Genomic DNA, 23,700 nt, shown 5'->3' with positions numbered 1-23,700 from the left:
CGGTGGGACGCTCCACCTGGTGCCTGGAGTCCCGGGGAGCGAGTCCGTGAGCGGCACGGAGGGCGCGGGTGACGCGTTCCGCGGGGTCCCCTCAGCGGTACGGCTCGTCCGGCAGCCACTCCGCCAGGATCTCCCGTGCCGCCTCGTCCAGTACGCGGCGCAGCCGGAGCGCGTCCGGCGCCAGGGCCGTGACGACGACCGCCGGGCCGGCCAGCGGGGTGAGCACGGCGCTCTCTCCCAGCAGCCGGGGCCGGGCCGGCTTCACATCGAACTCCGGCCCGACAAGGAGCAGTTGGCCCGTGGCCCGGTGCCCGGCCAGTACGGCCGGGCCGTCCCAGCCACCGGGCACACCGGGGCCGCTGCCGAGTTCCTGGTCGAACAGCGGCCGGCCGGCCCGGTGGACGGTGAGCCGGCTGACGAGCGTGCCGGGCGGCTCGGCGTGACGGCCGAGGACCTGTTCCTCGCGCAGCACCAGGCGGGCGGTGGCGGCCAGTTCGACGCGGGTACGCGCGCGGAGGTCACTGCCGTACGCGGAGATGACCGGCCCGGGCAGCCAGCGCAGCTCGGCGTGCTCGCCGACGGTCAGCCGCACGTCGTACGAGGCCGGTACGGCGGTGCGGGACGGGAGGGAGACGGTGGCCGCGGCGGCGTCGAGGGTCAGTCGCGCCCCCTCCCGCACCTCCGCCTCGACAGCGAGCCGGTCCCCGCCCAGAGGGGCGCTCATCGCGCCGACGACGGTGACCCGGAGGCCGGGGCCCGCCGCCCGGGTGCGGCGCAGGGCCAGTGGCCCCTCCCCGCTGAGGACCGGCAGTCCGGCGGGGGTGGCGACGATACGGGCGGTGGCCCGGACGCCGCTCACGCGGTCCAGGCGGCGAGGCGCCCGAGCACCCAGTCCCGCACGGGACCGACGCCCTTCCCGTCCGCCCCGCTCTCCCCGCTCTGCCGGGTCGTCCCCTCCGTACCCGTCCTCTTCTCCGTGTTCCTCAACGAGGTGAAGACGACCGGGAGTTCGCCGCGCTGCTCCTTGGCGTCGCGGGCCATCCGGTCCAGGTCCGAGCCGACGTACGGGGCCAGGTCCGTCTTGTTGACCACCAGCAGGTCGGCGGTGGTCACCCCGGGCCCGCCCTTGCGCGGGATGTCGTCGCCGCCCGCGACGTCGATCACGAAGATCTGGGCGTCCACCAGGCCTTTGGAGAAGGTCGCGGTGAGATTGTCACCGCCGGACTCCACGAGGATCAGATCGAGCGGACCGACCGCGTCCTCCAGGTCCTCGACGGCTTCGAGGTTGGCGGAGATGTCGTCGCGGATGGCGGTGTGCGGGCAGGCTCCCGTCTCGACGGCCTGGATGCGCTCGGGCGGCAGGACGGCGTTGCGGAGCAGGAACTCCGCGTCCTCACGGGTGTAGATGTCGTTGGTGACGACGGCGAGCGAGAGCCGGTCGCGCAGGGTGCGGCAGAGCGCGGCGACGGTCGCGGTCTTTCCCGAGCCGACGGGTCCGCCCAGCCCGATGCGCAGGGCTCGCCGGCGCCCGTCGGGACGCAGGGCGTCCGCGCTGACGGCCGCCGGGCCCGTACGGCTGTGGTCGAGGTGCATGGTGTGGCTCCTGTTCGGAAGGTCATGAGGCGAACAGCCGGACCGGCCAGGCCGCGTGCTCCTCCGCCGTGATGTCGAGCATCGGTGCCGAGGCGGCGGGCAGCGCGTCGAGGCCGTCCGTCGCCGCCCGCGCCGCGGCTTCGGCCGCCCGCGCGGCGGCCTCGTCCAGTTCAGGCGCCAGGCGGGCGAGGACGGCGGTCGCCTCGAACGGGTCGAGCCCGAGGAGCCGTACGGCAGCCGTGGCGGGGCCGCTGACGGCCTCGTACCCGGCACAGTACGCGGCGTCCTCGGGCGTGAGCCCGGCCGAGCGGGCGGCGAGGCCGAGCACGACGGGCTGGTGCGCACCGCGCGGCCGGGCCGCGGCCAGCGTGTCGAGTTCCGGCCCCGGCCAGGTGGCGCGGGCCGCGCGCATCAGTTGTCGGCCGAGCTTGCGCGCGGTCGTGCGCAGTGCGGGCGAGGGGGTACGGGCGTCCGCCGCCTCGTCCAGCGCGAGGGGGTCGAGGCCGCGTGCGGCGGCGGCCGCCAGCGCCGCCGCCGTGAGTCCGGTGGTGTGCAGCCTGCCCCGGCAGAACTCGGCCAGTTCCTCGGCGCCCCGGATCCGGCCGGCCCGTACGGCGGACTCGACGCCGCCGGAATGGGCGTGGCCGCCGGCGGGGAACCGGCCGTCGGCGAGGACGAGCAGTGCGGCGCGGCTCATCGGGCTTCCTCCCTCACGGATCAGTCCTCATCTCGATCAGTCCTCATGTCGATCAGTCAGCACGTGTCGGAGCCCACCCCCTCTCGCAGTAGCCGCCGAATCCGCCGGAGCCGCAGGGGCAGCCGGAGCCGCGGGAAGCCCTCAGAAGAGGAAGTAGCGCTGGGCCATCGGCAGTTCGGTGGCGGGCGCCGGCTCCACCACGTCGCCGTCGATGGTCACGGTGAACGTGTCGGGGTCCACCTCGACCCTCGGCAGCGCGTCGTTCTCCCGCATGTCGGCCTTGGTGATCCGCCGGGTGTCCCCGATCGGGGTGAACGCCTTTGCCAGGCCGAGCCGTTCGGGCAGCCCGTCCTCGATCGCGGCGCGTGCCACGAAGTTGACCGAGCCCGCCGCGGCGGCCCTGCCCAGCGCGCCGAACATCGGGCGCGGCAGCACCGGCTGCGGGGTGGGGATGGAGGCGTTGGCGTCGCCCATCTGCGCGTACGCGATCTGTCCGCCCTTGATGACCAGCTGCGGCTTGACCCCGAAGAAGGCCGGGTCCCACAGCACCAGGTCCGCGAGCTTCCCGGTCTCCACGGAGCCGGTCTCGCCGTCCAGTCCCTGGGCGACCGCGGGGTTGATCGTGTATTTGGCGACATAACGACGCGCACGGTGGTTGTCGGCGCGCCCGTCCCCGGGCAGGGCGCCCCGGCGCCGCTTCATCACGTGCGCGGTCTGCCAGGTCCGTGTGATGACCTCACCGACACGCCCCATGGCCTGGGAGTCCGACGAGATGATCGAGATCGCCCCGAGGTCGTGCAGGACGTCCTCGGCCGCGATGGTCGAGGGCCGGATGCGGGACTCGGCGAAGGCGAGGTCCTCCGGCACGGCCGGGTTGAGGTGATGGCAGACCATCAGCATGTCGAGGTGTTCCTCGACGGTGTTGAGGGTGTGCGGCCGGGTCGGATTGGTGGAGCTGGGCAGGACGTACGGTTCGGAGACGACGCTGATGATGTCCGGCGCGTGGCCGCCGCCCGCGCCCTCGGTGTGGTACGCGTGGATGGTGCGGCCGGCGATGGCGGCGAGGGTGTCCTGGACGAATCCCGCCTCGTTCAAGGTGTCCGTGTGAATGGCGAGTTGGGCGCCGGTCTCCTCGCAGACGCCGAGGCAGGCGTCGATGACGGCGGGCGTGGCGCCCCAGTCTTCGTGGATCTTGAATCCGAGCGCGCCGCCGCGCAGTTGGGAGTGCATCGCCTCCCGCGACATCGTGTTGCCCTTGCCGAGCAGGCCGATGTTGACCGGGAAGGTCTCCAGCGCCTCGAACATCCGGGCGAGGTGCCAGGGGCCGGGGGTGATGGTGGTGGCCTTGGTGCCCTCGGCCGGTCCGGTGCCGCCGCCGACGAGGGTGGTGATCCCGCTCGCGAGGGCCTGTTCGACGACGGTCGGCGAGATGAAGTGGACGTGCGCGTCGATGGCGCCGGCGGTGAGGATCTTCCCGTTGCCCGCGATCACCTCGGTTTCCGGTCCGATGACCAGCTCAGGGTGGACCGCGTCCATGGTGTCGGGGTTTCCGGCCTTGCCGATCCCGGTGATCCGGCCGTCCCGGATCCCGATGTCGGCCTTGACCACGCCCCAGTGGTCGAGGATCAGCGCACCGGTGATCACGGTGTCGGGGGCGCCCTCGGCGCGGGTCGTACGGGACTGGCCCATCGACTCGCGGATCACCTTGCCCCCTCCGAACACCGCCTCGTCCCCGGCGTGCCCGGGGCCACCGGAACGGTCCTCCTCGATCTCGACGAGCAGTCCGGTGTCGGCGAGGCGGACCCGGTCACCGGTGGTGGGGCCGAAGAGATCGGCGTACGCGGCGCGGGAGAGCTCAGTCATCGAGGGCACCCCCGGTCTCGCCGCGCAGGCCCGGCACGACCCGCAGGCCGGCCAGCGGGACGAGCGCGACCTCGACGGGGACGCCCGGTTCGAAGCGCACGGCCGTGCCGGCGGCGATGTGCAGCCGCCGGCCGCGGGCGGCGGCGCGGTCGAAGTCCAGCCCGGGGTTGGTCTCGGCGAAGTGGTAGTGGGAGCCGACCTGGACGGGCCGGTCGGCGGTGTTGAGCACGGTGAGCCGGGTGACCGCGCGGCCCTCGTTCAGCGCGACGGGGCCGTCGGCGTGAAGGATCTCTCCGGGAATCATCGGCGCCCGCCCGTCAGACGATCGGTTCGTGGACGGTGACGAGCTTGGTGCCGTCCGGGAAAGTGGCCTCCACCTGGACGTCGTGGATCATCTCGGGGATGCCCTCCATGACGTCCTCGCGGCCGAGGACCGTACGGCCCGAGGCCATCAGCTCCGCGACAGTGCGGCCGTCCCGCGCGCCCTCCAGGATGTGCGAGGTGATCAGCGCCACCGCTTCCGGGTGGTTGAGCCTGAGGCCGCGCTCCCTGCGTCGGGCGGCCACGTCGGCGGCCACATGGATGAGCAGGCGTTCCTGTTCGTGCGGAGTCAGTCGCACACTTCCACCTCACCGTCAGTCGGCCCGGCGACGACCGGGCGCCAGCGGCACCCTGGTGCCCCTCCCGACAAGGCTTGCCCCGTCGCGACGCCCGGCACGCACCACGGTTGACATCAGCCGCTGCGCGGCGGGCGCTCCGTAACGGGCAGGCCATGCCGGTCGCGGCACTGACCGAATTCAACGCCCTGTCGAAGAGGCGGGAGTCCGTGCCGCTCGGCCATCCCCTCCGGCCGCCACGCTCCGCCCAGCTCGGCCGCCAGCCAGTCCGCCGCCCCGGCCCGGAACCGCGCCGGTGCCCAGGAACCCGCGCCCGCCGGTACCGCCCCCAGCAGCGGGGCCCCGGACACCTCCGGCAGGTCCGCCAGGTTGCAGCGCTCCGCGAGGCCGGGCTCGGCGGGCCAGCTGCCGATCACCACGCCGAGCGGGGTCAGCGCCCGCGCGCGCAGCGCCTCCGTCGTGAGCGCCGTCGCGTTCAGCGTGCCGAGGCCGGCCGGCGCCACCACCAGCACCGGGGCGCCCAGCAGCCGGGCCACGTCCGCCAGTGTCGCGCCGGTCTCGTCGAACCGTACGAGCAGCCCGCCCGCGCCCTCGACCAGCACGAGGTCGTGCTCGGCGGCCAGTTTCTCGGCCGCCGTGGCCACCTCGGCGGGCCGTACGGGCGGCAGCCCGGCCCGGCGGGCCGCGGTCGCGGGGGCCAGCGGGTCGGGGAACCGGGCCAGTTCGACGGCCGTGGCGGCGCCGGCCAGCCGGGCGGCCTCGGCCGCGTCCCCCGGCTCTGCCGGGGCGAGCCCGGTCTGCGCGGGCTTGAGCACCGCGACCGTACGCCCGCCGGCCAGCGCCACCGCCGCCAGGGCGGCCGTGACGACGGTCTTGCCGATCTCCGTCCCGGTGCCCGACACCACCACCACCGGCATCGCTCAGCCCTCCCGCGCCGCCGCGAGGACCGCGCGGCCGATCCGCGCGAGGTCCTCGTCGTCCGTCACATACGGCGGCATCGTGTAGATCAGGTCGCGGAACGGCCGCAGCCAGACGCCCTCGCGCACCGCGGCCCGGGTGGCCGCCGCCATGTCCACCTCGTGGTCCAGCTGGACGACCCCGATGGCGCCCAGCACGCGTACGTCCCGCACGCCCGGTACCGAGGCGGCCTCCGCCAGCGAGTCGCGCAGCCCCGCCTCGATCCGCTTCACCTCGCCCTGCCAGTCCTGCCCGAGCAGCAGCCCGATCGAGGCATTGGCGACGGCCGCGGCCAGCGGGTTGCCCATGTACGTCGGTCCGTGCGCGAGGACGGGGACCTCGCCCCGCGCGATGCCCTCGGCGATCCGCGCGGTGCACAGCGTCGCCGCCATCGTGAGGTAACCGCCGGTCAGGGCCTTGCCCACGCACATCACATCGGGCGAGACCGCGGCCTGCTCGGCGGCGAACAGCGTGCCCGTCCGGCCGAAGCCCGTCGCGATCTCGTCGAAGACCAGCAGCACTCCGTGCTCGTCGCACGCTTCCCGCAGCACCCGGAGGTAGCCGGGCGGATGGAACCGCATCCCGCCCGCCCCCTGGACCACCGGCTCGACGATCACGGCGGCCAGCTCCTCCGCGTGGCGCGCGATCAGCGCGCGCAGCCCGTCCGCGTAGGCCTCCTCGTACGTGGCGGGCGGCGCCCCGGCGAAGACCTGACGGGGCAGCACCCCCGACCACAGCCCGTGCATCCCGCCCTCGGGATCGCACACCGACATCGGCTGCCAGGTGTCCCCGTGGTAGCCGCCCCGCCAGGTCAGCAGCCGCCGTTTCGCGGGCCGGCCCAGCGAACGCCAGTACTGGAGGCACATCTTGACCGCGACCTCGACCGACACCGATCCGGAGTCGGCGAGGAAGACATGGCGCAGCGGCTCCGGTGTGATCTCCACCAGCTTCGTCGCGAGGAGCACCGCGGGCTCGTGGGTGAGCCCGCCGAACATCACATGGCTCATGCGCTCCAGCTGGTCCCGCGCCGCCGCGTTGAGCACGGGGTGGTTGTAGCCGTGCACCGCCGACCACCACGAGGCCATGCCGTCGACCAACTCGCGCTGCCCGTGGGTCTCCTCGGCGAGCCTGAGCCGTACCCCGGAAGCGGACCGGACGACCAGCGGTTCGGTCCGGCCCGGCATGGGCCCGTACGGGTGCCAGACGTGGGCCCGGTCCAGGGCCAGCAGCCGGTCGGGCGTGAGCTCAGGCATTGGGGGCCAGACCGGTGCCGGCGCCGCGGCGGCGGACCGCCACCAGATCCCTGCGCGCCCCGGCGGGGTCCCCGGTCGCGCCGGTGGCGGGCGCCTCGGCGGGACGCGTACCGGCCCCGGAGCCGTCAGCCGCCGCCACGACGGCCGCCACCTCGGCCACCGCCCCCTCGACCGCCGCCGCCTCGACCGCCTCGTCCGCGCGATCACCGGTCCGCCCGGCGCCGCCGCACGCCCCGTCGCCGCTCCCGCAGGAGCCGGCGCCGCTCCCGCAGGGCCCGTGGCGGCCGTCGGCGCGGTGCGGCGGCAGCGTGGCCGTGTCCGCGCCCTCCACCTCGAAGCCCGCGTCCGCGATCATCTCCAGGTCCGCCCGGCCCTCCTGGCCCTCGCTGGTGAGGTAGTCGCCGAGGAAGATCGAGTTGACCAGGTGCAGTGCGAGCGGCTGCATCGTGCGCAGATGCACTTCGCGTCCGCCCGCGAGCCTGACCTCCACGTCCGGGCAGACGAACCGCGTCATCGCCAGGATGCGCAGACAGCGCTGCGGCGTCAGGTTCCACTCCGAGGCGAGCGGCGTCCCCTCCATCGGGATCAGGAAGTTGACGGGCACCGAGTCCGGGTCCAGCTCACGCAGCGAGAAGACGACGTCGACCAGGTCCGCGTCGCTCTCCCCCATGCCGGCGATCAGCCCGGAACACGCGGACAGACCGGCCGCTCGCACCCGCTGCACGGTGTCGACCCGGTCGGCGAAGGTGTGGGTCGTGGTGATGTCCCCGTAGGTCGCCTCGGAGGTGTTGAGGTTGTGGTTGTACGCGTCGGCGCCGGCGGACCGCAGCCGCTCGGCCTGCCCGTCCGAGAGCAGCCCGAGGCACGCGCACACCTCGACGCCGTCGTTCTGCTCCTTGATCGCCTCGATGGTCCGCGAGATCCGGTCGACGTCGCGGTCCGTGGGACCCCGGCCGCTCGCGACGACGCACACCCGCTTGGCCCCGCCGGCCACCCCCGCGGCCGCCATCCGCGACGCCTCCTCGGGCTTCAGCCAGGTGTATTTCAGGATGTCGGCCGTGGAGCCGAGGCGCTGGGAGCAGTACGAGCAGTCCTCGGGGCAGAGACCGGACTTCAGGTTGATCAGGTAGTTGAGTTTCACCCGCCGCCCGAACCACTCGCGGCGCACCCTCCCGGCCGCGGCCACCACGTCGAGCAGGTCGTCGTCGGAGGTCGCCAGCACGGCGAGCGCCTCGTCACGGGTCGGCAGCTCACGCCGCAGCCCCTTCTCCACCAGCGTCTTCAGCAGATCCATGGGGGAGATCCTGACGCACGGCACCGCCCCGCGACCATGGCGGGACCCCACAACTCCCCCCGCGGCAGGTGTGTGCACGACCGCATTCTTCCCTGGTCCCCGCCCGCCTAGGCTCTGTGAGCAGCCTACAAAAGGACCCTCTCATGGCGCAGGATCCGTTCGACTGGACCGACGACGAGGCCCACCGCCGCGAACGCGCGGGGCTGGTCCGTACACTCCGCCCCCGCCCGGCCGAGACGGACCTGCTCGACCTGGCGAGCAACGACTACCTGGGATTCGCGCACCACCCCGAGGTGACGGAGGCGGCGGCGGTCGCGGCGCGCCGCTGGGGCGCCGGGTCCACCGGCTCCCGGCTGGTCACGGGCTCCACCGAGCTCCACGCCGAACTGGAGCGGGAGCTGGCGGACTTCTGCGGCTTCGAGGCGGCGCTCGTCCTCTCCTCCGGGTACGCGGCCAACCTCGCGGCCCTGACCGCGCTGACCGCGCGGGGTTCGCTGCTGGTGTCCGACGCGGCCAACCACGCGTCGATCGTGGACGGCTGCCGGCTCTCCCGCGCCGAGACCGTCGTCGTCCCGCACGCCGATCCCGGGGCGGTACGGGCGGCCCTCGACGCCCACCCGGGGCGGCGGGCGGTCGTGGTGAGCGACGCGGTGTTCTCGGTGGACGGTGACGCGGCACCGCTCGCGGAGCTGGCCGAGGCCTGCCGCACCCGGGGCGCGGCTCTGATCACGGACGACGCGCACGGTCTGGGCGTGCTGGGCCCGGGCGGCCGGGGCACTCCGGCCGAGGCGGGCCTCGCCGGGGCGGAGGGCGTGGTGGCCACGCTCACGCTCTCCAAGTCCCTCGGCGCTCAGGGCGGCGCGGTACTGGGCCCGGCCCGGGTCGTCGAGCACCTCGTCAACACGGCCCGGACGTTCATCTTCGACACCGGACTGGCGCCCGCGGCCGTGGGCGCGGCGCGGGCGGGCCTGGGGCTGCTGCGCCGGGACCCGGCCCGCGCGGAGCGGGTCCGCGAGGTGGCCCGTACGCTGTACCGGCTGCTGGGCGAGGCGGGGCTGACGGCCGTACGGCCCGACGCCGCCGTGGTGTCCGTGCGGGCGCCGGGGCCGGAGGCGGCCGTGCGCTGGGCCGCCGACTGCCGGGCCGCCGGACTCGTCGTGGGCTGCTTCCGGCCGCCGTCGGTGCCGGACGGGATCTCCCGGATCAGGCTCACCGCCCGGGCCGACCTGACGGACGACCAGATCGCCGCGGCCGTACGTACGGTCGCGGCGACCGCCCCGGCGCGCTGACCCGCACGCTTCCGCCCGGCGCGTACACCGGCGGGGCCGGCGGTGGCGGTGACCCCGGGGCGCCCGGTCTCATACGGCCGGGCGCTCCTCGTCCAGTGCGGCGATGAAGGATGTCCAGGCGGCGGCGGAGAACACCAGATGCGGCAGCCGCACATCCTTCGAATCCCGCACGGCCAGTCCGTCCGCGCCGGCCGGGGCGGACTCGACGCAGTTGTTCGCCCCGGTGCTGTAGGTGCTGCGCCGCCAGTGCGGCGCGGGTCCCGGTGTACGGCCCGGCGCGCGGCTCCGCGCACGGGCCGGCACGGAGGACGTGCGGGACGGCGGGGGCGGCGGGGCGCCCGGAGTCCGGACAGGGGGCTGTGCGAGGCAAGCGGACATGATGCTGCTCCCTACGCGGCGTCGCCGATCCCGGCGATGAGGTCCAGTGATTTCTCGGGTGAGAGCGCGTGCGCCCGCATCGATTCGAAGGCGGCGCGGTACGCCTCGATGTCCTCTTTCCGTTCAAGGTAGAGGCTATTCGTCAAGTGGTCGAGAACGACCAAATCCAGATCAGTAATGCGCGGAAAAGAGAAGATAACAAAAGGTCCGGTGAGTCCGATATAGCCGCCCACCGTGAACGGCAGTACCTGAACACAGACCTGAGGGAGCCGCGCGACCTCCGATAACGTCCGTAATTGCTCCCGGAGCACCCCCGGTCCGCCCACCTGCCGGTGCAGCACGGCCTCGTCGAGCAGGGCGTGCAGCTTCAGCGGGGCCGGCGCGCGCAGCACCTCCTGGCGGGCGAGCCGCACCTCGACGAGCGAATCGACGGTCGCCGGCGGCTGCCCGTCCAGCGCCGCCCGGGTCACGGCCCGTGCGTAGCGCGGGGTCTGGAGCAGGCCGGGGATCACCGAGGTCTCCAGGGTGTGCGCCGAGGACGCCTGGGACTCCAGGCTGATGAAGTCCCGGTACTGGGGCGGGATCACCCCGCCGTATGCCATCCACCACCCCGGTCCGTTGTTCGACGTCCCGGCCAGCGCGCCGAGCAGCGCGCGCAGTTGGGGGTCGACGTCGAGGGCGTCGAGCAGGGCGGCCAGATCCTCGTCCTTCACCCCGCTCACACCGGTCTCGATCCGGCTGACCTTCGACTGGTGCCAGCCCAGCAGACGCGCGAGATCGTCGCTCGTCAGGCCCGCCCTCTGGCGCAGTCTTCGCAATTCGTCCCCGAGCCTGCGCCGACGTACCTCTGGAATATGCCGCATGACCGAATCCCTTCGCCGCGTTCTTCTTGGTTCTTCTTGCCGATACCAAGGGGCACCGCGCGGAGAAGCTATCTTTTCGCGGCCCGAATACGGTCTCGCGTAGTACGGTTCACCGCTTCGAGCGACAGATATATGCATATCCCGGTGCATCGGCCCGAGGAACGGCACCATGAGTGGCACGCTGGCGCGGTGCCCGGTCCGTACGGGTCCGGTCGGTTCGGGTCCGGTCGGGGCGGGCCTGGTCCGTACGGGTCCGGTCCGTGCGGGTCCGGTCCGTGCGGGTCCGGTCCCGTACGGGTCCGGTCCCGTACGGGTCCGGTCCGTGCGGGTCCGGTCCGTGCGGGTTCGAGGCCGTCCGCGCAGGCATCCGCTCTGTGCCGGCTCCGGTCCGGCGGGAAAGGGACAGCGTCGCCATGGCAGACCTTCAGGAAGCATCCATCACCCTGCCGAGCGAGCCCGCGTCGGTACCAGCGGCGCGAAGATACGTCGGGGAGCTGCTGACCGAGTGGGGGCTGCCCTGCGCGGCGGAGACGGCGGAGACGGTCCGGCTGATCGTCTCGGAACTGGCCACCAACGCCGTGCAGCACACCTTCGGCCTGTCGCCCACCTTCACCGTGGAGCTGCGACTGGAGGAGGACGAGGCCCTGCGCGTGGGGGTCACCGACAGCCATCCGCGCTGGCCCCAGCGGCTGCCGGCGGCCGTTCAACAGGACAACGGCCGGGGCATGGTGATCATCCGTTCGCTGGCCGCCGAGTCCGGCGGCCGGGTGTCCGTCATCCCCACCCCGGAGGGCGGCAAGACGGTCTGGATCGCGCTGCCCTGGACGGGGGCCCCCGTCCAGGGCTGAGGGGTCCTTGCCCCGCGCCCGTCCGGGTCGCGCGGCCTGATCGTACGCTCATGGCGCAAGGACCCCTGAACCGGCCGGCCGCCCGCGGACCACGGGCCGCTGCCCGCGTGTCCGTCCTCCCGGCCTCACGGCCTCACGGGATTCACGGACTCGCGGCGCCGCGGACTCGCGAAGTCGGGTGGTCGGGGCGCGCGGAGTCGGGTGGTCACGGACTCGCGGGCTCCCTCGGGGCCCGGCCCCGGGGGAGGCTCCGGGGCCGGGCCCCGACGGCCGCCGGGCCGCCCCCGGCCCGCCGGTTCGCGCGGTACGGTCACCTCACCCGGCCGTACCACACGCTCCGGGACCAGATCTTCTCCAGCCGCACCTTGGCGCCGGTCTTCGGTGAGTGCCAGATCTTGCCGTTACCGGCGTAGATCCCGACGTGGTAGACGCTGTTGCCGTAGTGGAAGAACACGAGGTCTCCCGTCCGCCGCTGGGACGACCCGATATGGCGGCTGTTGTTGTACTGCTGCTGGGCGGTTCGCGGGAGCTTCTTACCCCCTGCCTTCTTGAACGAGTAGAGCGTCAGCCCCGAGCAGTCGAAGCGCCGGGGTCCGGAGGCTCCCCACTGGTAGGGCGAGCCCTTCTTGGAGGCCGCGACCTTCATGGCCTGCGTCGCGAGCGTCGCGGCCTCGGCCTCGGGCGTGGCGCCGGGAGCCAGTATCGTGCCGCCGACCGCCGCCAGCGTGAGGACCGACACGGCGCCGGTACGGGACAACAGGGACGGGACATGTGCCTGCGCACTCATGCGCAACCCTTCGTCAGCCGCCTGTGAAGGATGACCTGTCGGGTTCGGACTGGCGAAGACGCCCGGCCGCTGACGCGGCTTCACCCCAAGGGTCGGCCCGCGAACGCGGCCGGCCCGTACTGCTCGGGTCCTCCACTCCTGCCGATCCACTTCTCGCGACCAGTCGTCCGGAACGGCGGCAGGACTCGGCGTCCGCCCGGACCGCCCCGCCGCCGCGGCGGGGGCTTGTCGTCCCAGGGATCTTGACGCGTCATCAGTTGATATCCGGGCCGAAACGACGATATGTGAAGTTCGTCACGCCTGGTCCGTACGAGTGGCGAGCGGGTGTGTCGGCTCCGGCACCGGGACCCCGATGAGGGCCGCACCTGCGCGGAAAACAGGGCCCTCTTCCCCATACGGGCGGCGGGCGCAACTTCGCTCATTGGCGCCGTCCACCCGGTTCGTACGCCGAACGAGCGAAGCGCTCCCGTACGGACGCGGCCATCCGGGGGCGGCCCGGGCGGTCTCACGGCGGGTGCGTGCGCGTCATGGGGCGGCTCAGGGGGAGCACGCGGGCGGCAGGGCCACCCGTCCCGTCCGGCGCTCCCCGTCCAGGACCCGCAGCGCCCGGCCCAGCGTCGCGGCGTGCACCTCGGTCTCGCCGCGCCGGTGCATCACCGCCAGTGCGTCACGCAGGGCGGCCACCCGGGCCGGCAGCGCCTGGGCGGCGCGCAGGGCGCCGTACGTGTCCGAGCCACGGGCGGGATTGATCCGGCCCAGCAGGTCCACGACGGCCAGATAGGCGTCGACCACTTCCCCCTCGGCCCGGGTCAGGGCGGGCAGCGGCGGCGGTTCCGGGGGCGGCACGCCCGTCACCGCTCGCCGCGCAGCGTGGACTCGCGGCTCGCCACCACATGGTCGACCAGGCCGTACTCCTTGGCCCCGACGGCGTCGAAGAACGTGTCCCGCTCGATGTCCGCCATGATCCGTTCCACGGCGTGGCCCGTGTGCCGCGCCAGGAGGGAACCGATCAGCTCGCGCCGGCGCAGCAGTTCCTCCGCCTGGATCGCCAGATCGGACAGCTGCCCCCGCACGGGCTCCTCCATCGAGGGCTGCCCCACCACGACCCGCGCGCCGGGCAGCGCGATCCGCTTGCCGGGCGTCCCCGCCGCCAGCAGCACGGCGGCGGTGGCGGACGCCTGGCCGAGGCAGGCGGTTTGCACGTCGCAGCCGACGATCTGCATGGTGTCGTAGATCGCGGACATGGCGTCGACCGAACCGCCCGGCGAGTTGATGTAGAGGCAGATGTCCTGGTCGGGCGCGGCGTACTCGAGATGCACGAACTGCGCGATCACGTCGTTGGCGGCGGTCTCGTCGACGGCGGTGCCGAGGAAGACGATCCGCCCCTCCAGCAGCTTGGAATACGGGTCGAGGGTGCGGGTTCCACTGCTGGTCCGCTCGGTGAGCTCGGGCAGGACATAGCGGGCCGAAGGACGGGGACGGTGCATGGCCGGACCTCTCGTTTCGCTTCTCTGTAAATAATGTACAGGACGTACAGAGCGTTAGGATGGGGAGCATGGCCTATGAGATTCCGGTGACGCAAGCCCGGGCGGAACTCGCCGAACTGATCAACCGCGTCGTCTACGGCGGCGAGCGCGTCGTCGTGACCCGTCACGGCAAGCCGCTGGTCGCCCTGGTCTCGGCCGCTGATCTGGAACGACTCGAGGGCGAGCAGGAGACGGCGGAAGAGCACGTGATCACCTCGCTGTCCTCGCTGCGCGCGCCGGAATCCGCTCCGGGCGAACGGGGGCGGTTCGGCATCGCGGCGGAGCACCGGCGGCCGGAGGACTGAGGAGCGCCGTCGGCCCCGCGGTCCACTCCCTCCGTCGGCCGTCTCGTCGGGCGAGCCGCCGTCGCCGCCCTCTCGCCGGGCACCCCTCGCGGGCACGACCTGTCGAAAACGCCGGACGGCTCATAGGCTCGGCGCACACCGGGGCACCGGACCGGCCCTTCCCGGCGAGCGGAGGAGTCTGACATGACGGAGTCGAGCCGCCCTTCACCCAGACCCGTGACACGCCCCTTCAGGTTCAGCGTGAGCATGGTGACCCCCGACCTGGGCGCGGCGTGGCGCGCCCGCTGCGTACGCGCGGAGGAACTGGGCTACGACGTCATCCAGGTGCCCGACCATCTCGGCATGACCGGGCCCTTTCCCGCGCTCGTGGCCGCCGCCGAGGCGACCGAGCGGCCCAGGCTCGGAACGTTCGTCCTGAACACCGTTTTCTGGAACCCGGCGCTGCTCGCCCGGGAGATCGCCACCACCGACGCGCTCACCGGCGGCCGGCTGGAGATCGGGCTCGGCGCCGGGTACGTGCGCGAGGAGTACGAGCGGGCGGGGCTCGGGTCCCCCTCCCCCGGCGCCCGGGTCGGCCATCTCGCCCGTACGGTGACCGAGCTGACGCGGCTGCTGGCCGACGAGACCTGGCAGCCCCGGCCGGTCCAGCGGCCGTTCCCGCCGCTGCTGATCGGCGGGAACGGCGACCGGGTGCTGCGACTGGCCGCCGAGCACGCGCACACCGTCGCCTTCACCGGGGCCCGGATGACCGAGGACGGCCTGCGCGTGCTGAACGCACGGGAGTTGGCCGAACGCGTCGCGGCCTACGAGGGCTTCGCGGCCCGTCGCTCCTCCCCGGCCGAACGGAATCTGCTGCTCCAGATGGTCACCGTCACGACGGACCGCAGGGCGGCGGTCCGGAACCTGCTGCCGCACCTGCCGCACCTGTCGGTGGACGAGGTCCTGGAGTTGCCGCTGCTCGCCCTCGGCACGGTGGGGCAGATCGCGGACCAGTTGCGTGAGCTGCGGGAGCGCCTGGGCTTCAGCCATTTCACGGTCCTCGACCCGTACATGGAGGCGCTGGGCCCGGTGATCGAGGAGCTGCGGGGCGGCTGAACCACCGTGGCCGCCGGTGCGGCGGCGGGCCACGTCGACGCCGTCCCAGAAGGCGAAACCCGTTGGCCGGACAGCCGAGCGCCCTGTTTGACTTACGCCATGAGCGATCTTCACATCCGCCGCGCCCTGCTCTCGGACATCGACACCGTGCTGCGGTTCTGGCGCGACGCCGCGGAAGGAACGAGCATCAGCGACGACCACGACGGAGTGGCCCGGCTCATCACGCGAGACCCCGAAGCCCTGCTCCTCGCAGAGCGCGACGGCCTCCTCACCGGAACCGTCATAGCCGGCTTCGACGGATGGCGATGCTCCGCCTATCGACTGGCCGTACATCCCGACCACCGCCGGCAAGGCATCGCCACCGCCCTGCTGGAAGCCGCGGAACAACGCTTCGCCGCCCTGGGCGGGCGACGCGTCGACGCCATGGTCCTGGAAGCCAACGAGAAGGCCCACCACACATGGGCGGCGGGCGGCTACCAGCGCGAGGACCGCTGGCGACGCTGGGTCAAGCCCATTTAGACATGGCAGGAGCGGCGGGCGAGCTGCTGTGAGCAGCCGGGATTCGACAGCCGGCGCTGCCGCCCCTACGCCGTGCGTACGGACGGGGGACAGGGGCAGCCGTACGGAGAGCCACGGCCTCCGACCGAAGCCATCGGTCGGAGCCGACCGGAATCCGAAGGCCGGGATCCGACGACCGGGACCCGACGACCGGCCGCGAAGAGCGGATTCGCCGGCCGGGGTCACCGGCCGGGGTCACCGGCCGACATCACTGACCGGAAGAGGTGTCTGTTCCGCCGATGGGCGAGCGTTCTCCGAAGCACGGGAGCGGCCACGGCCCCCGCCGCGCCCGACACCGCGCGGACCTCCGCCCGCTGACCGACCATGGGACGGAGGTGACCCGATGACCGAAGTGTTGCTGCTCCTCGTGGCGGTGCTGCTGTCGCTCGCGTGCGGGGCCTTCGTCGCGGCCGAGTTCTCCCTCACCACGGTGGAGCGCGGGGAACTGGAACGGGCCGCGGAGCGCGGCGAACGAGGCGCGGCGGGCGCGATGAAGGCCGTGCGGAACCTGACCTTCCAGCTCTCCGGCGCCCAGCTCGGGATCACGGTGACCAACCTGGTCGTGGGCATGGTCTCCGAACCGTCGATCGCCACGCTGCTCCGGGGGCCGGTGGAGGCCGTGGGACTGTCCCCCTCCGTGGCCTCCTCGGTCGCGCTGGTGATCGGCACCGCGCTGTCGACCGTCTTCCTGATGGTCGTCGGTGAGCTGGTGCCGAAGAACTGGGCGATCTCCTCGCCGCTGGCCGTGGCCAAGGTGGTGGCCACCCCGCAGCGGTGCTTCACGGCCGCCTTCCGCCCGTTCATCAGCCATCTCAACAGCACCGCGAACCGCATCGTGCGCGGCCTCGGCATGGAGCCCACGGAGGAGCTGGCCTCGGCCCGGAGCCCGCAGGAACTGGTCGCGCTGGCCCGGCACTCCGCGAAGGAGGGCGCGCTGGAGGCCGACACGGCCGAGCTGTTCGTGCGGACGCTCAGCCTGGCCGCGCTGACCGCGGAGAACGTGATGACCCCGCGGGTGCGGGTGATGGCCCTCGACGTGCGGGCCACGGCCGAGGACGTCGCCAACGCCACCCGCGCCACCGGTCTGTCGCGCTTCCCGGTCTACCGGGACAGCCTGGACCGGGTCGTCGGTGTCGCGCACATCAAGGACGTCCTGCCCATTCCCGTCGAGAGCCGGCCCCGGCGCGCGGTGGCCGAGCTGTTGCACGAGCCGCTGCTGGTCCCGGAGACGCTGACGGTGGACAGGCTTCTGGACCGGCTGACCGGCGGCGGCACGCTGGCCGTGGTCATCGACGAGTACGGCGGTACGGCCGGGGTGGTGACGCTGGAGGACATCGTGGAGGAGGTCGTCGGGGAGGTACGGGACGAGCACGACCCGCAGGAGACCTCCGGGCTGGTACGGGTGGGCGAGGACGCCGAGGGCCGGACGCTGTGGTCGGCCGACGGCGCCGCGCGGGCGGACCAGCTGGTGGCGGTGGGGCTCCGCATGCCCGAGGGGCCGTACGAGACGCTGGCCGGCCTCATGGCCACGGAGCTCGGCCGGATCCCGGCCGAGGGCGACCGGGTCGACCTGGCCGGCTGGCGGTTCGAGGTGACCGAGGTCGCACGCCGGCGCGCGGAACGGGTGCTGCTGCGCGCGCCGCTCGCCATGGACGGCACGACGGGCGCCGACTGCGTGGACCGGGGCGGCACGGCCTCCGGCGGCACGGATACGAACGGGACGGCCCCGGGCGGCGCGGGCCCGAACCGCGCGGATACGAACGGGACGGCCCCCGGCGGCGGGGAGGCCCCGTGATCATCGCGTTCCAGCTGTTCCTCGGGCTGCTGACGCTCGTCGTCAACGCCTTCTTCGTGGCGTCCGAGTTCGCCCTGATCTCCGTACGGCGCAGTCAGATCGAGCCGGCGGCGGAGGCCGGGGACCGGCGGGCGCGGCGGGTGATCTGGGGCCTGGAGCACGTGTCCGCGCTCCTGGCGGCGGCGCAGTTGGGCATCACGCTGTGCACGCTGGTGCTCGGCATCGTCGCCGAGCCCGCCATCGCGCATCTGCTGGAGCCGCTGTTCAACGCCCTCGGGGTGCCGCCGGGTCCGGTGCACGCGGTCTCCTTCGTGATCGCGCTGGCCCTCGCCACGTATCTGCACATGCTGCTGGGCGAGATGGTGCCGAAGAACGTGGCGCTGGCCGCTCCCGACCGGGCCGCGCTGCTGCTCGGGCCGCCGCTGGTCGCGCTGGCCCGGGCGCTGCGCCCGGTGATCTTCACGGTCAACGCGTTCGCCAACGGACTGCTGGCACTGCTCCGGGTGCGGACACGGGACGAGGTCGCCGCGGCCTTCTCGGACGACGAGCTGGCCCGGCTGGTCACGGACGCCGGCCATGCCGGACTGCTGGACGACCGCGCGACCGAGCGGCTGCACGACGCGCTGGAGCTGGGCCGCCGTCCGGTGCGCGACGTCGTCACACCGGTGGAGCGGGTCGTCTCCGCGCGGTTCGGTGTCACCCCGGAGGGGCTGGAGCGGCTCGCGGCCGAGTCCGGGTTCTCGCGCTTCCCGGTGCTGGACACCTCGCGCCGGATCCTCGGCTACCTCCACGTGAAGGACGCGCTGGACGCGATGCCGCGCGATGTGCCGTTCCCGGTGTCGGCGATGCGCGCGATCGCGCGCGTACGGGCGGCGCATCCGCTGGACGACGTGCTGACGGCGATGCGTCGCAGCCGTACCCACCTGGCCGCGGTCCTCGACGACGACGGCCGGCTCGCGGGCCTGGTGACCATGGAGGACGTCCTGCGCGAGCTGGTCGGCCGGCACGCCTGAGCGAGCGATCCCCCGCCGCCGCGCCGGGCCCGGGGACGCCGGGTCGATTCCCGCGGGACGCCCCCGGGCCAGGCCCTGGCGGCCCGTACCACGTCCCGGGAAGCCGGGCCACCGGCTCGCTACCGCGCGGTAGGATCGGCCTCGCCATGGAGATGAATGCCAACTACACCAGTTTTGTCGCGGTCGGTGACTCCTTCACCGAGGGCATGTCCGACCTCCTCCCCGACGGCTCGTACCGCGGCTGGGCCGATCTGCTCGCCACGCGTCTGGCGGCCCGTACCCCCGGCTTCCGTTACGCGAACCTCGCCGTCCGCGGCAAGCTCATCGGCCAGATCCTGGACGAGCAGGTCGACACCGCGGCGGCGATGGCGCCCGACCTGGTGACGCTGGTGGGCGGGCTCAACGACGTCCTGCGCCCGAAGTGCGACATGGGCCGGGTGCGCGGCCTGCTGGAGGAGGCCGCGGCACGGCTGGCGCCGTCCTGCGGGCAACTGGTGCTGATGCGCAGCCCCGGCCGGAACGGGCCCGTGTTGGACCGGTTCAGGCCCCGGATGGAGGAGCTGTTCGGCTTCGTGGACGAGCTGGCCTCGCGCCACGGCGCGCTGGTCGTCGACCTGTACGGGGCGCCGGTCCTCGCGGACCAGCGGATGTGGGACGTGGACCGGCTGCATCTGACGGCGGAGGGTCACCGCAGGGTCGCCGAGGCCGTCTGGCAGACACTGGGCCTGGCCGCCGAGGACGACTGGCGGGCGGACCTGCCCGCGGCGGTGCCGCTGCCCTGGCCGGCGCGGCGCACCGGCGACGTCCGCTTCGCGCGGCAGTACCTCGGCCCGTGGATCATGCGCCGGCTCACCGGCCGCTCCTCGGGCGACGGCCGGGCCCCGAAGCGGCCGGAGCTGCTGCCGTACGACGTGACGTCCGGGCCCCCCGGGGTCTCCGGGACCCCCGGCACGACCGAGACCGCCGGGGCGCCTCGTAGGTCCGAGGATCCGGAACAGCCGCTCCGAGGGCTCTCGTAGCAACCTACGAACACGGGTGGGGCACTGGCCTGCACAAACCGCCTATAGAATTCCTCCACGTGACAGCTGTGACCGCGAAGCCTCGCATCCCGAACGTCCTTGCCGGCCGCTACGCCTCGGCGGAGCTCGCCGAGCTGTGGTCCCCCGAACACAAGGTGAAGCTGGAGCGGCGGCTTTGGCTGGCCGTCCTGCGGGCCCAGCGGGACCTGGGGATCGAGGTGCCGGAGGGTGCCCTGGCCGACTACGAGCGCGTCCTCGACCAGGTCGACCTGGCGTCGATCGCGGAGCGCGAGAAGGTCACCCGGCACGACGTGAAGGCGCGGATCGAGGAGTTCAACGCCCTCGCCGGCCACGAGCAGGTGCACAAGGGAATGACCTCGCGCGACCTGACGGAGAACGTCGAGCAGCTGCAGATCCGGCTCTCCCTGGAGCTGGCCCGGGACCGCACGGTCGCGGTACTGGCGCGGCTCGGCGCGCTCGCGGGCCAGTACGGCGAGCTGGTCATGGCGGGGCGCTCGCACAATGTCGCCGCCCAGGCCACCACGCTCGGCAAGCGGTTCGCGACGGCGGCGGACGAGCTGCTGGTGGCCCACGAGCGGCTGGCGGACCTGCTGGGCCGCTACCCGCTGCGCGGGATCAAGGGGCCGGTCGGCACGGCGCAGGACATGCTCGACCTGCTGGGCGGCGACACCGCGAAGCTGGCGGACCTGGAACGGCGGGTGGCCGGCCACCTGGGCTTCGGCCAGGCGTTCACCTCGGTCGGTCAGGTGTATCCGCGCTCCCTCGACTACGACGTGGTGACCGCGCTGGTGCAGCTGGCCGCCGCCCCGTCGTCGGTCGCGAAGACCATCCGGCTGATGGCCGGGCACGAGCTGGTGACCGAGGGCTTCAAGCCGGGCCAGGTCGGCTCCTCCGCCATGCCGCACAAGATGAACACACGTTCCTGCGAGCGGGTCAACGGCCTGATGGTGATCCTGCGCGGCTACGCCTCCATGACGGGCGAGCTGGCGGGCGACCAGTGGAACGAGGGCGACGTCTCGTGCTCGGTGGTGCGCCGGGTCGCCCTGCCCGACGCGTTCTTCGCCTTCGACGGGCTGCTGGAGACGTTCCTGACGGTCCTGGACGAGTTCGGCGCGTTCCCGGCCGTCGTGGCGCGTGAGCTGGACCGCTACCTGCCCTTCCTCGCGACCACCAAGGTGCTGATGGGCGCGGTACGGGCGGGAGTGGGCCGCGAGGCCGCGCACGAGGTCATCAAGGAGCACGCGGTGGCCTCGGCACTGGCGATGCGCGAGCGGGGCGCCGAGCGCAACGAACTGCTGGACCGGCTGGCGGCGGACGAGCGGATGCCGCTGGACCGCCCGGCACTGGAGGCGCTGATGGCGGACAAGCTGTCCTTCACGGGCGCGGCGGCGGACCAGATCGCGACCGTGACGGCGCGCGTCGAGGAGATCGTCGAGCAGCGCCCCGAGGCGGCCGGCTACACGCCGGCGTCGATCCTGTGACCGCGGCCCGGCCGTGACGCCCGAAGAACTCGAAGCCGCCCGCGACCGCGTCGTCCCCGATGTCGTCGCGGCCGGCCTGCGGGTGCTGTTCTGCGGCATCAATCCGGGGCTGATGTCGGCCGCGACGGGCCACCACTTCGCCCGCCCCGGCAACCGCTTCTGGCCGGTCCTGCACCTGTCCGGCTTCACCCCTCGCCTGCTGCGCCCGGCCGAGCAGGACGAGCTGCCGTCGTACGGCCTGGGCATCACCAATGTCGCCGCACGGGCGACGGCCCGGGCCGACGAACTCACCCCGGAGGAGTTCCGCGAGGGCGGCCGGATCCTCACGGCGAAGGTCGAACGGCTGCGGCCGCGGTGGCTCGCGGTGGTCGGAGTCACCGCGTACCGCACGGCCTTCGACGACAGACGGGCCCGGATCGGCCGCCAGGACCGGTCGATCGCGGCCACCCGGATCTGGGTCCTGCCCAACCCGAGCGGCCTCAACGCGCACTGGACGGCGGCGACGATGGCGGACGAGTTCGCCCGCTTGCGGGCGGCCTCGCAGGATGACGACGGCGTGCGGTAGTACGCGTACGGTCCGGCACGCGCCAGGGCCGGGGTGTCGGAGGCGGCCGGGGTGTCGGACGCGGGCGGATCACGGGCCCCGCCGGGGCGCCCGGCGCGGCCGGTCCGTCACCTGTCATGGCGGGTCCGTCGCCGTCACCACCGCCAGCAGGCGGAAGGGCCGTTCCTCGTCGGCCTCCGCCAGGCCGACCGCGAGCCAGCGGTCCTCGACGCGCCACAGGTACAGAAAGCGGGGGCCGCCGCTCAGCTCGCGCCAGGGCTCCGGTATCTCCTCGCCCTCGCCGCCGCGCACCTGGACGCTCCACGTGCTCATGTACCACGGCTCGCCGAAGCGGAGCGTGAGGATCTCCGCGAGCGCCGCGTGCTCCGCGTCGAACTGGTCGGCCTCGTCGGCGCGTCGCGTGCCGTCGTCGTCGCCGAGGCCGCCGCCGCGGGCCAGTTCGGCGAGGTGGTAGCCGGGGCCGCTGGTGCCCACGTCGGACGGGCCGCGCCGGGCGGGGAAGGCGCGGGCCCGCAAGCGCTCGATGACGGCGAGGTGCTGAGCGGTGGTCATGGATCCAGTTAACCTTCGGGGTCCGACAATTGGCGCCCCGTCAGGCGCGGTCGGTCCGTCAGCGGGCCGCGGGCCCGCGGCTCGCCCCGCCGTCGGGCACCGAGTAGCATCCGCGAAACGCGCCGTACGAGCTGGGAGGACATACCGTGGGGCGGTTGACCGGCCAAGACCCTTCCCTCCTGCGTCGGATCAACTCGGCGGTCGTCCTGCACACGTTGCGCGGCGCCGGCTCGCTCACCCTCACGGACCTGACCCGGACCACGGGGCTGTCGCGGCCGACCGTGGAGGGTGTGGTCGAGGGGCTGACCGAGACGGGCCTGGTGGTCGAGTCGGGGCCCGAGGAGAGCGGCGCCCGTCGGCAGGGGCGCCCGGCGCGGCGCTTCCGGTTCCGGGCCGAGGCCGGGCACCTGCTGGGCATCGAGATCGGTTCGCACCGGGTGGCCGCGCTGCTTTCGGGACTGGACGGCCGGATCGTCGAGTCCGGTACGCGCGAGGTGTCGGAGAAGGCCGACGCGGACGAACGCCTGGAGCGGGTACGGCTGCTCGTCTCGGACGTGCTGCGGCGCGCGGCCGTGGCCCGCGGCTCGCTGCGGGCGGTCGGGGTCGGCAGTCCCGGCATCGTGGACGCGGACGGGACCGTACGGCTGGGTACGGCGCTGCCGCAGTGGACCGGGCTGCCGCTCGGCGACCGGCTGCGGCGCTCGTTCCGCTGCCCGGTGCTGGTGGAGAACGACGCCAACGCGGCGGCCGTCGCGGAGCAGTGGAAGGGTGCGGCGTCCGAGTCGGACGACATCGTGTTCGTGCTGGCCGGACTGAGTCCCGGAGCGGGCGCCCTGATCGGGGGACGGCTGCACCGGGGGTTCGGCGGCGCGGCCGGTGAGATCGGCGCGTTGCACCTGCTGGGACGTGAGGAGATGCCGGAGCGGCTCCTGTCGATGACGGGTGAACCGCTCCACCCGCTCGACGAGCAGGCGGTGGCGCGGGTGTTCGCGCATGCCAAGAAGGGCGACGTACGGGCCAAGGAAGCCGTGGAGCGGTTCATCCAGCGGCTGGTGCACGACGTGGCGGCGCTGGTGCTGGCGCTGGACCCGGAGCTGGTGGTGATCGGCGGCTGGGCGGCCGGCCTCGACGGCGTGCTGGACCCCCTCCGGGAGGAGCTGGCCCGGTACTGCCTGCGGCCGCCCCGGGTGACGCTCTCGTTGCTCGGCGAGGCGGCGGTGGCGACCGGCGCGCTGCGACTGGCGCTGGATCATGTGGAGGAGCAGCTGTTCGCGGTGGAGGGCACGGTCACGGCCCGCCGCTGACGTCGAGCGACGGGCCGCGCGTTCCCG

At 73.4% G+C, this 23,700-nt stretch carries 26 protein-coding genes and 1 riboswitch; of the genes, 11 read left to right on the top strand and 15 right to left on the bottom strand.

From position 1 onward, the window contains the following. Window positions 1-91: 91 nt before the first annotated feature. The 9 genes from IG02_RS0107050 to bioB all read right to left on the bottom strand — a co-directional run bounded on the left by IG02_RS0107050 (window position 92) and on the right by bioB (window position 8,274). Window positions 92-859, bottom strand: coding sequence for an urease accessory protein UreD (locus tag IG02_RS0107050; protein ID WP_030743151.1), 768 nt, complete (start codon window positions 857-859; stop codon window positions 92-94). Further along, window positions 856-1,593: an urease accessory protein UreG gene (gene ureG / locus IG02_RS0107045; RefSeq protein WP_030743148.1), complete on the bottom strand. Its 738-nt coding sequence runs from the start codon at window positions 1,591-1,593 to the stop codon at window positions 856-858. Before ureG ends, IG02_RS0107050 begins: the two co-directional genes overlap by 4 nt. Before the next feature lie 22 nt (window positions 1,594-1,615). Then, window positions 1,616-2,290: an urease accessory protein UreF gene (locus IG02_RS0107040; protein WP_030743145.1), complete on the bottom strand. Its 675-nt coding sequence runs from the start codon at window positions 2,288-2,290 to the stop codon at window positions 1,616-1,618. Between the two features lie 141 nt (window positions 2,291-2,431). After that, entirely contained in the window at window positions 2,432-4,153 is a 1,722-nt protein-coding gene (locus IG02_RS0107035; RefSeq protein ID WP_030743144.1) for an urease subunit alpha, read from the bottom strand. Then, window positions 4,146-4,457, bottom strand: coding sequence for an urease subunit beta (locus tag IG02_RS0107030; RefSeq protein ID WP_030743142.1), 312 nt, complete (start codon window positions 4,455-4,457; stop codon window positions 4,146-4,148). Before IG02_RS0107030 ends, IG02_RS0107035 begins: the two co-directional genes overlap by 8 nt. A gap of 13 nt (window positions 4,458-4,470) precedes the next feature. Then, the gene (locus IG02_RS0107025; RefSeq protein ID WP_030743141.1) at window positions 4,471-4,773 is read right to left on the bottom strand and encodes an urease subunit gamma; all 303 of its coding nucleotides are present in this window, start codon (window positions 4,771-4,773) and stop codon (window positions 4,471-4,473) included. 113 nt (window positions 4,774-4,886) lie between these two features. After that, the gene (bioD, locus tag IG02_RS0107020; protein ID WP_078854273.1) at window positions 4,887-5,687 is read right to left on the bottom strand and encodes a dethiobiotin synthase; all 801 of its coding nucleotides are present in this window, start codon (window positions 5,685-5,687) and stop codon (window positions 4,887-4,889) included. 3 nt (window positions 5,688-5,690) lie between these two features. After that, window positions 5,691-6,980, bottom strand: coding sequence for an adenosylmethionine--8-amino-7-oxononanoate transaminase (locus tag IG02_RS0107015; protein ID WP_030743138.1), 1,290 nt, complete (start codon window positions 6,978-6,980; stop codon window positions 5,691-5,693). Further along, window positions 6,973-8,274 (bottom strand): biotin synthase BioB, encoded by a 1,302-nt coding sequence (gene bioB / locus IG02_RS0107010; RefSeq protein ID WP_030743136.1) that lies wholly within the window; start codon window positions 8,272-8,274, stop codon window positions 6,973-6,975. The genes IG02_RS0107015 and bioB overlap by 8 nt, the downstream gene beginning before the upstream one ends. Window positions 8,275-8,417: 143 nt before the next feature. Here bioB and IG02_RS0107005 point away from each other — a divergent pair, with 143 nt between their 5' ends. Beyond that, the gene (locus IG02_RS0107005) at window positions 8,418-9,563 is read left to right on the top strand and encodes an 8-amino-7-oxononanoate synthase (protein ID WP_030743134.1); all 1,146 of its coding nucleotides are present in this window, start codon (window positions 8,418-8,420) and stop codon (window positions 9,561-9,563) included. A 69-nt stretch (window positions 9,564-9,632) separates the two neighbouring features. Here IG02_RS0107005 and IG02_RS0107000 read toward each other — a convergent pair whose 3' ends face one another. Together IG02_RS0107000 and IG02_RS0106995 are read right to left on the bottom strand one after the other, a co-directional pair. Next, on the bottom strand, window positions 9,633-9,941 hold the full coding sequence (locus tag IG02_RS0107000; RefSeq protein WP_078854272.1) for a DUF397 domain-containing protein: 309 nt from the start codon (window positions 9,939-9,941) through the stop codon (window positions 9,633-9,635). An 11-nt stretch (window positions 9,942-9,952) separates the two neighbouring features. Further along, on the bottom strand, window positions 9,953-10,804 hold the full coding sequence (locus IG02_RS0106995; RefSeq protein WP_030743129.1) for a helix-turn-helix domain-containing protein: 852 nt from the start codon (window positions 10,802-10,804) through the stop codon (window positions 9,953-9,955). A 413-nt stretch (window positions 10,805-11,217) separates the two neighbouring features. Here IG02_RS0106995 and IG02_RS0106990 point away from each other — a divergent pair, with 413 nt between their 5' ends. Beyond that, a complete protein-coding gene (locus IG02_RS0106990) occupies window positions 11,218-11,652 on the top strand; it encodes an ATP-binding protein (protein ID WP_030743127.1) in 435 nt (144 codons plus the stop codon). Between the two features lie 310 nt (window positions 11,653-11,962). On the opposite strand, the gene IG02_RS0106985 is transcribed toward IG02_RS0106990, so the two are convergent. The 3 genes from IG02_RS0106985 to IG02_RS0106975 all read right to left on the bottom strand — a co-directional run bounded on the left by IG02_RS0106985 (window position 11,963) and on the right by IG02_RS0106975 (window position 13,926). Next, window positions 11,963-12,439, bottom strand: coding sequence for a C40 family peptidase (locus IG02_RS0106985; RefSeq protein WP_030743124.1), 477 nt, complete (start codon window positions 12,437-12,439; stop codon window positions 11,963-11,965). A 3-nt stretch (window positions 12,440-12,442) separates the two neighbouring features. Continuing rightward, window positions 12,443-12,640: riboswitch (cyclic di-AMP (ydaO/yuaA leader) on the bottom strand. 336 nt (window positions 12,641-12,976) lie between these two features. After that, window positions 12,977-13,285: a hypothetical protein gene (locus IG02_RS0106980; RefSeq protein WP_030743122.1), complete on the bottom strand. Its 309-nt coding sequence runs from the start codon at window positions 13,283-13,285 to the stop codon at window positions 12,977-12,979. Window positions 13,286-13,290: 5 nt separating this feature from the next. Continuing rightward, entirely contained in the window at window positions 13,291-13,926 is a 636-nt protein-coding gene (locus IG02_RS0106975) for an ATP-dependent Clp protease proteolytic subunit (RefSeq protein ID WP_030743120.1), read from the bottom strand. 68 nt (window positions 13,927-13,994) lie between these two features. On the opposite strand from IG02_RS0106975, the gene IG02_RS0106970 reads away from it, so the two are divergent. From IG02_RS0106970 to mug, 8 genes are all read left to right on the top strand, one after another. Further along, window positions 13,995-14,270: a type II toxin-antitoxin system Phd/YefM family antitoxin gene (locus IG02_RS0106970; RefSeq protein WP_030743119.1), complete on the top strand. Its 276-nt coding sequence runs from the start codon at window positions 13,995-13,997 to the stop codon at window positions 14,268-14,270. 216 nt (window positions 14,271-14,486) lie between these two features. Then, complete coding sequence (locus IG02_RS0106965; protein WP_030743118.1) at window positions 14,487-15,365, top strand: TIGR03621 family F420-dependent LLM class oxidoreductase; 879 nt, start codon at window positions 14,487-14,489, stop codon at window positions 15,363-15,365. Between the two features lie 99 nt (window positions 15,366-15,464). Then, window positions 15,465-15,884 (top strand): GNAT family N-acetyltransferase, encoded by a 420-nt coding sequence (locus IG02_RS0106960; RefSeq protein WP_030743116.1) that lies wholly within the window; start codon window positions 15,465-15,467, stop codon window positions 15,882-15,884. A gap of 382 nt (window positions 15,885-16,266) precedes the next feature. Beyond that, a complete protein-coding gene (locus IG02_RS0106955; RefSeq protein ID WP_078854271.1) occupies window positions 16,267-17,718 on the top strand; it encodes a hemolysin family protein in 1,452 nt (483 codons plus the stop codon). Further along, window positions 17,718-18,731 (top strand): hemolysin family protein, encoded by a 1,014-nt coding sequence (locus IG02_RS0106950; RefSeq protein WP_030743112.1) that lies wholly within the window; start codon window positions 17,718-17,720, stop codon window positions 18,729-18,731. The genes IG02_RS0106955 and IG02_RS0106950 overlap by 1 nt, the downstream gene beginning before the upstream one ends. A gap of 146 nt (window positions 18,732-18,877) precedes the next feature. Then, window positions 18,878-19,750 (top strand): SGNH/GDSL hydrolase family protein, encoded by an 873-nt coding sequence (locus IG02_RS0106945; RefSeq protein WP_078854270.1) that lies wholly within the window; start codon window positions 18,878-18,880, stop codon window positions 19,748-19,750. A gap of 59 nt (window positions 19,751-19,809) precedes the next feature. Then, entirely contained in the window at window positions 19,810-21,252 is a 1,443-nt protein-coding gene (purB, locus tag IG02_RS0106940; protein WP_030743106.1) for an adenylosuccinate lyase, read from the top strand. Between the two features lie 13 nt (window positions 21,253-21,265). After that, the gene (gene mug, locus IG02_RS0106935; protein WP_030743104.1) at window positions 21,266-21,817 is read left to right on the top strand and encodes a G/U mismatch-specific DNA glycosylase; all 552 of its coding nucleotides are present in this window, start codon (window positions 21,266-21,268) and stop codon (window positions 21,815-21,817) included. A gap of 114 nt (window positions 21,818-21,931) precedes the next feature. On the opposite strand, the gene IG02_RS0106930 is transcribed toward mug, so the two are convergent. Next, window positions 21,932-22,369: a hypothetical protein gene (locus IG02_RS0106930; protein ID WP_030743102.1), complete on the bottom strand. Its 438-nt coding sequence runs from the start codon at window positions 22,367-22,369 to the stop codon at window positions 21,932-21,934. Between the two features lie 146 nt (window positions 22,370-22,515). Between IG02_RS0106930 and IG02_RS0106925 the strand changes: the two genes are divergently transcribed. After that, entirely contained in the window at window positions 22,516-23,673 is a 1,158-nt protein-coding gene (locus IG02_RS0106925; RefSeq protein WP_030743101.1) for an ROK family protein, read from the top strand. The last annotated feature ends 27 nt before the right edge of the window (window positions 23,674-23,700 follow it).

Source organism: Streptomyces sp. NRRL F-5135 (genome assembly GCF_000719775.1).
Lineage (GTDB): Bacteria > Actinomycetota > Actinomycetes > Streptomycetales > Streptomycetaceae > Streptomyces > Streptomyces hebeiensis.
Note: the sequence above shows the minus strand (reverse complement) of the source record. Positions and strands in the feature narration are given on the sequence as shown.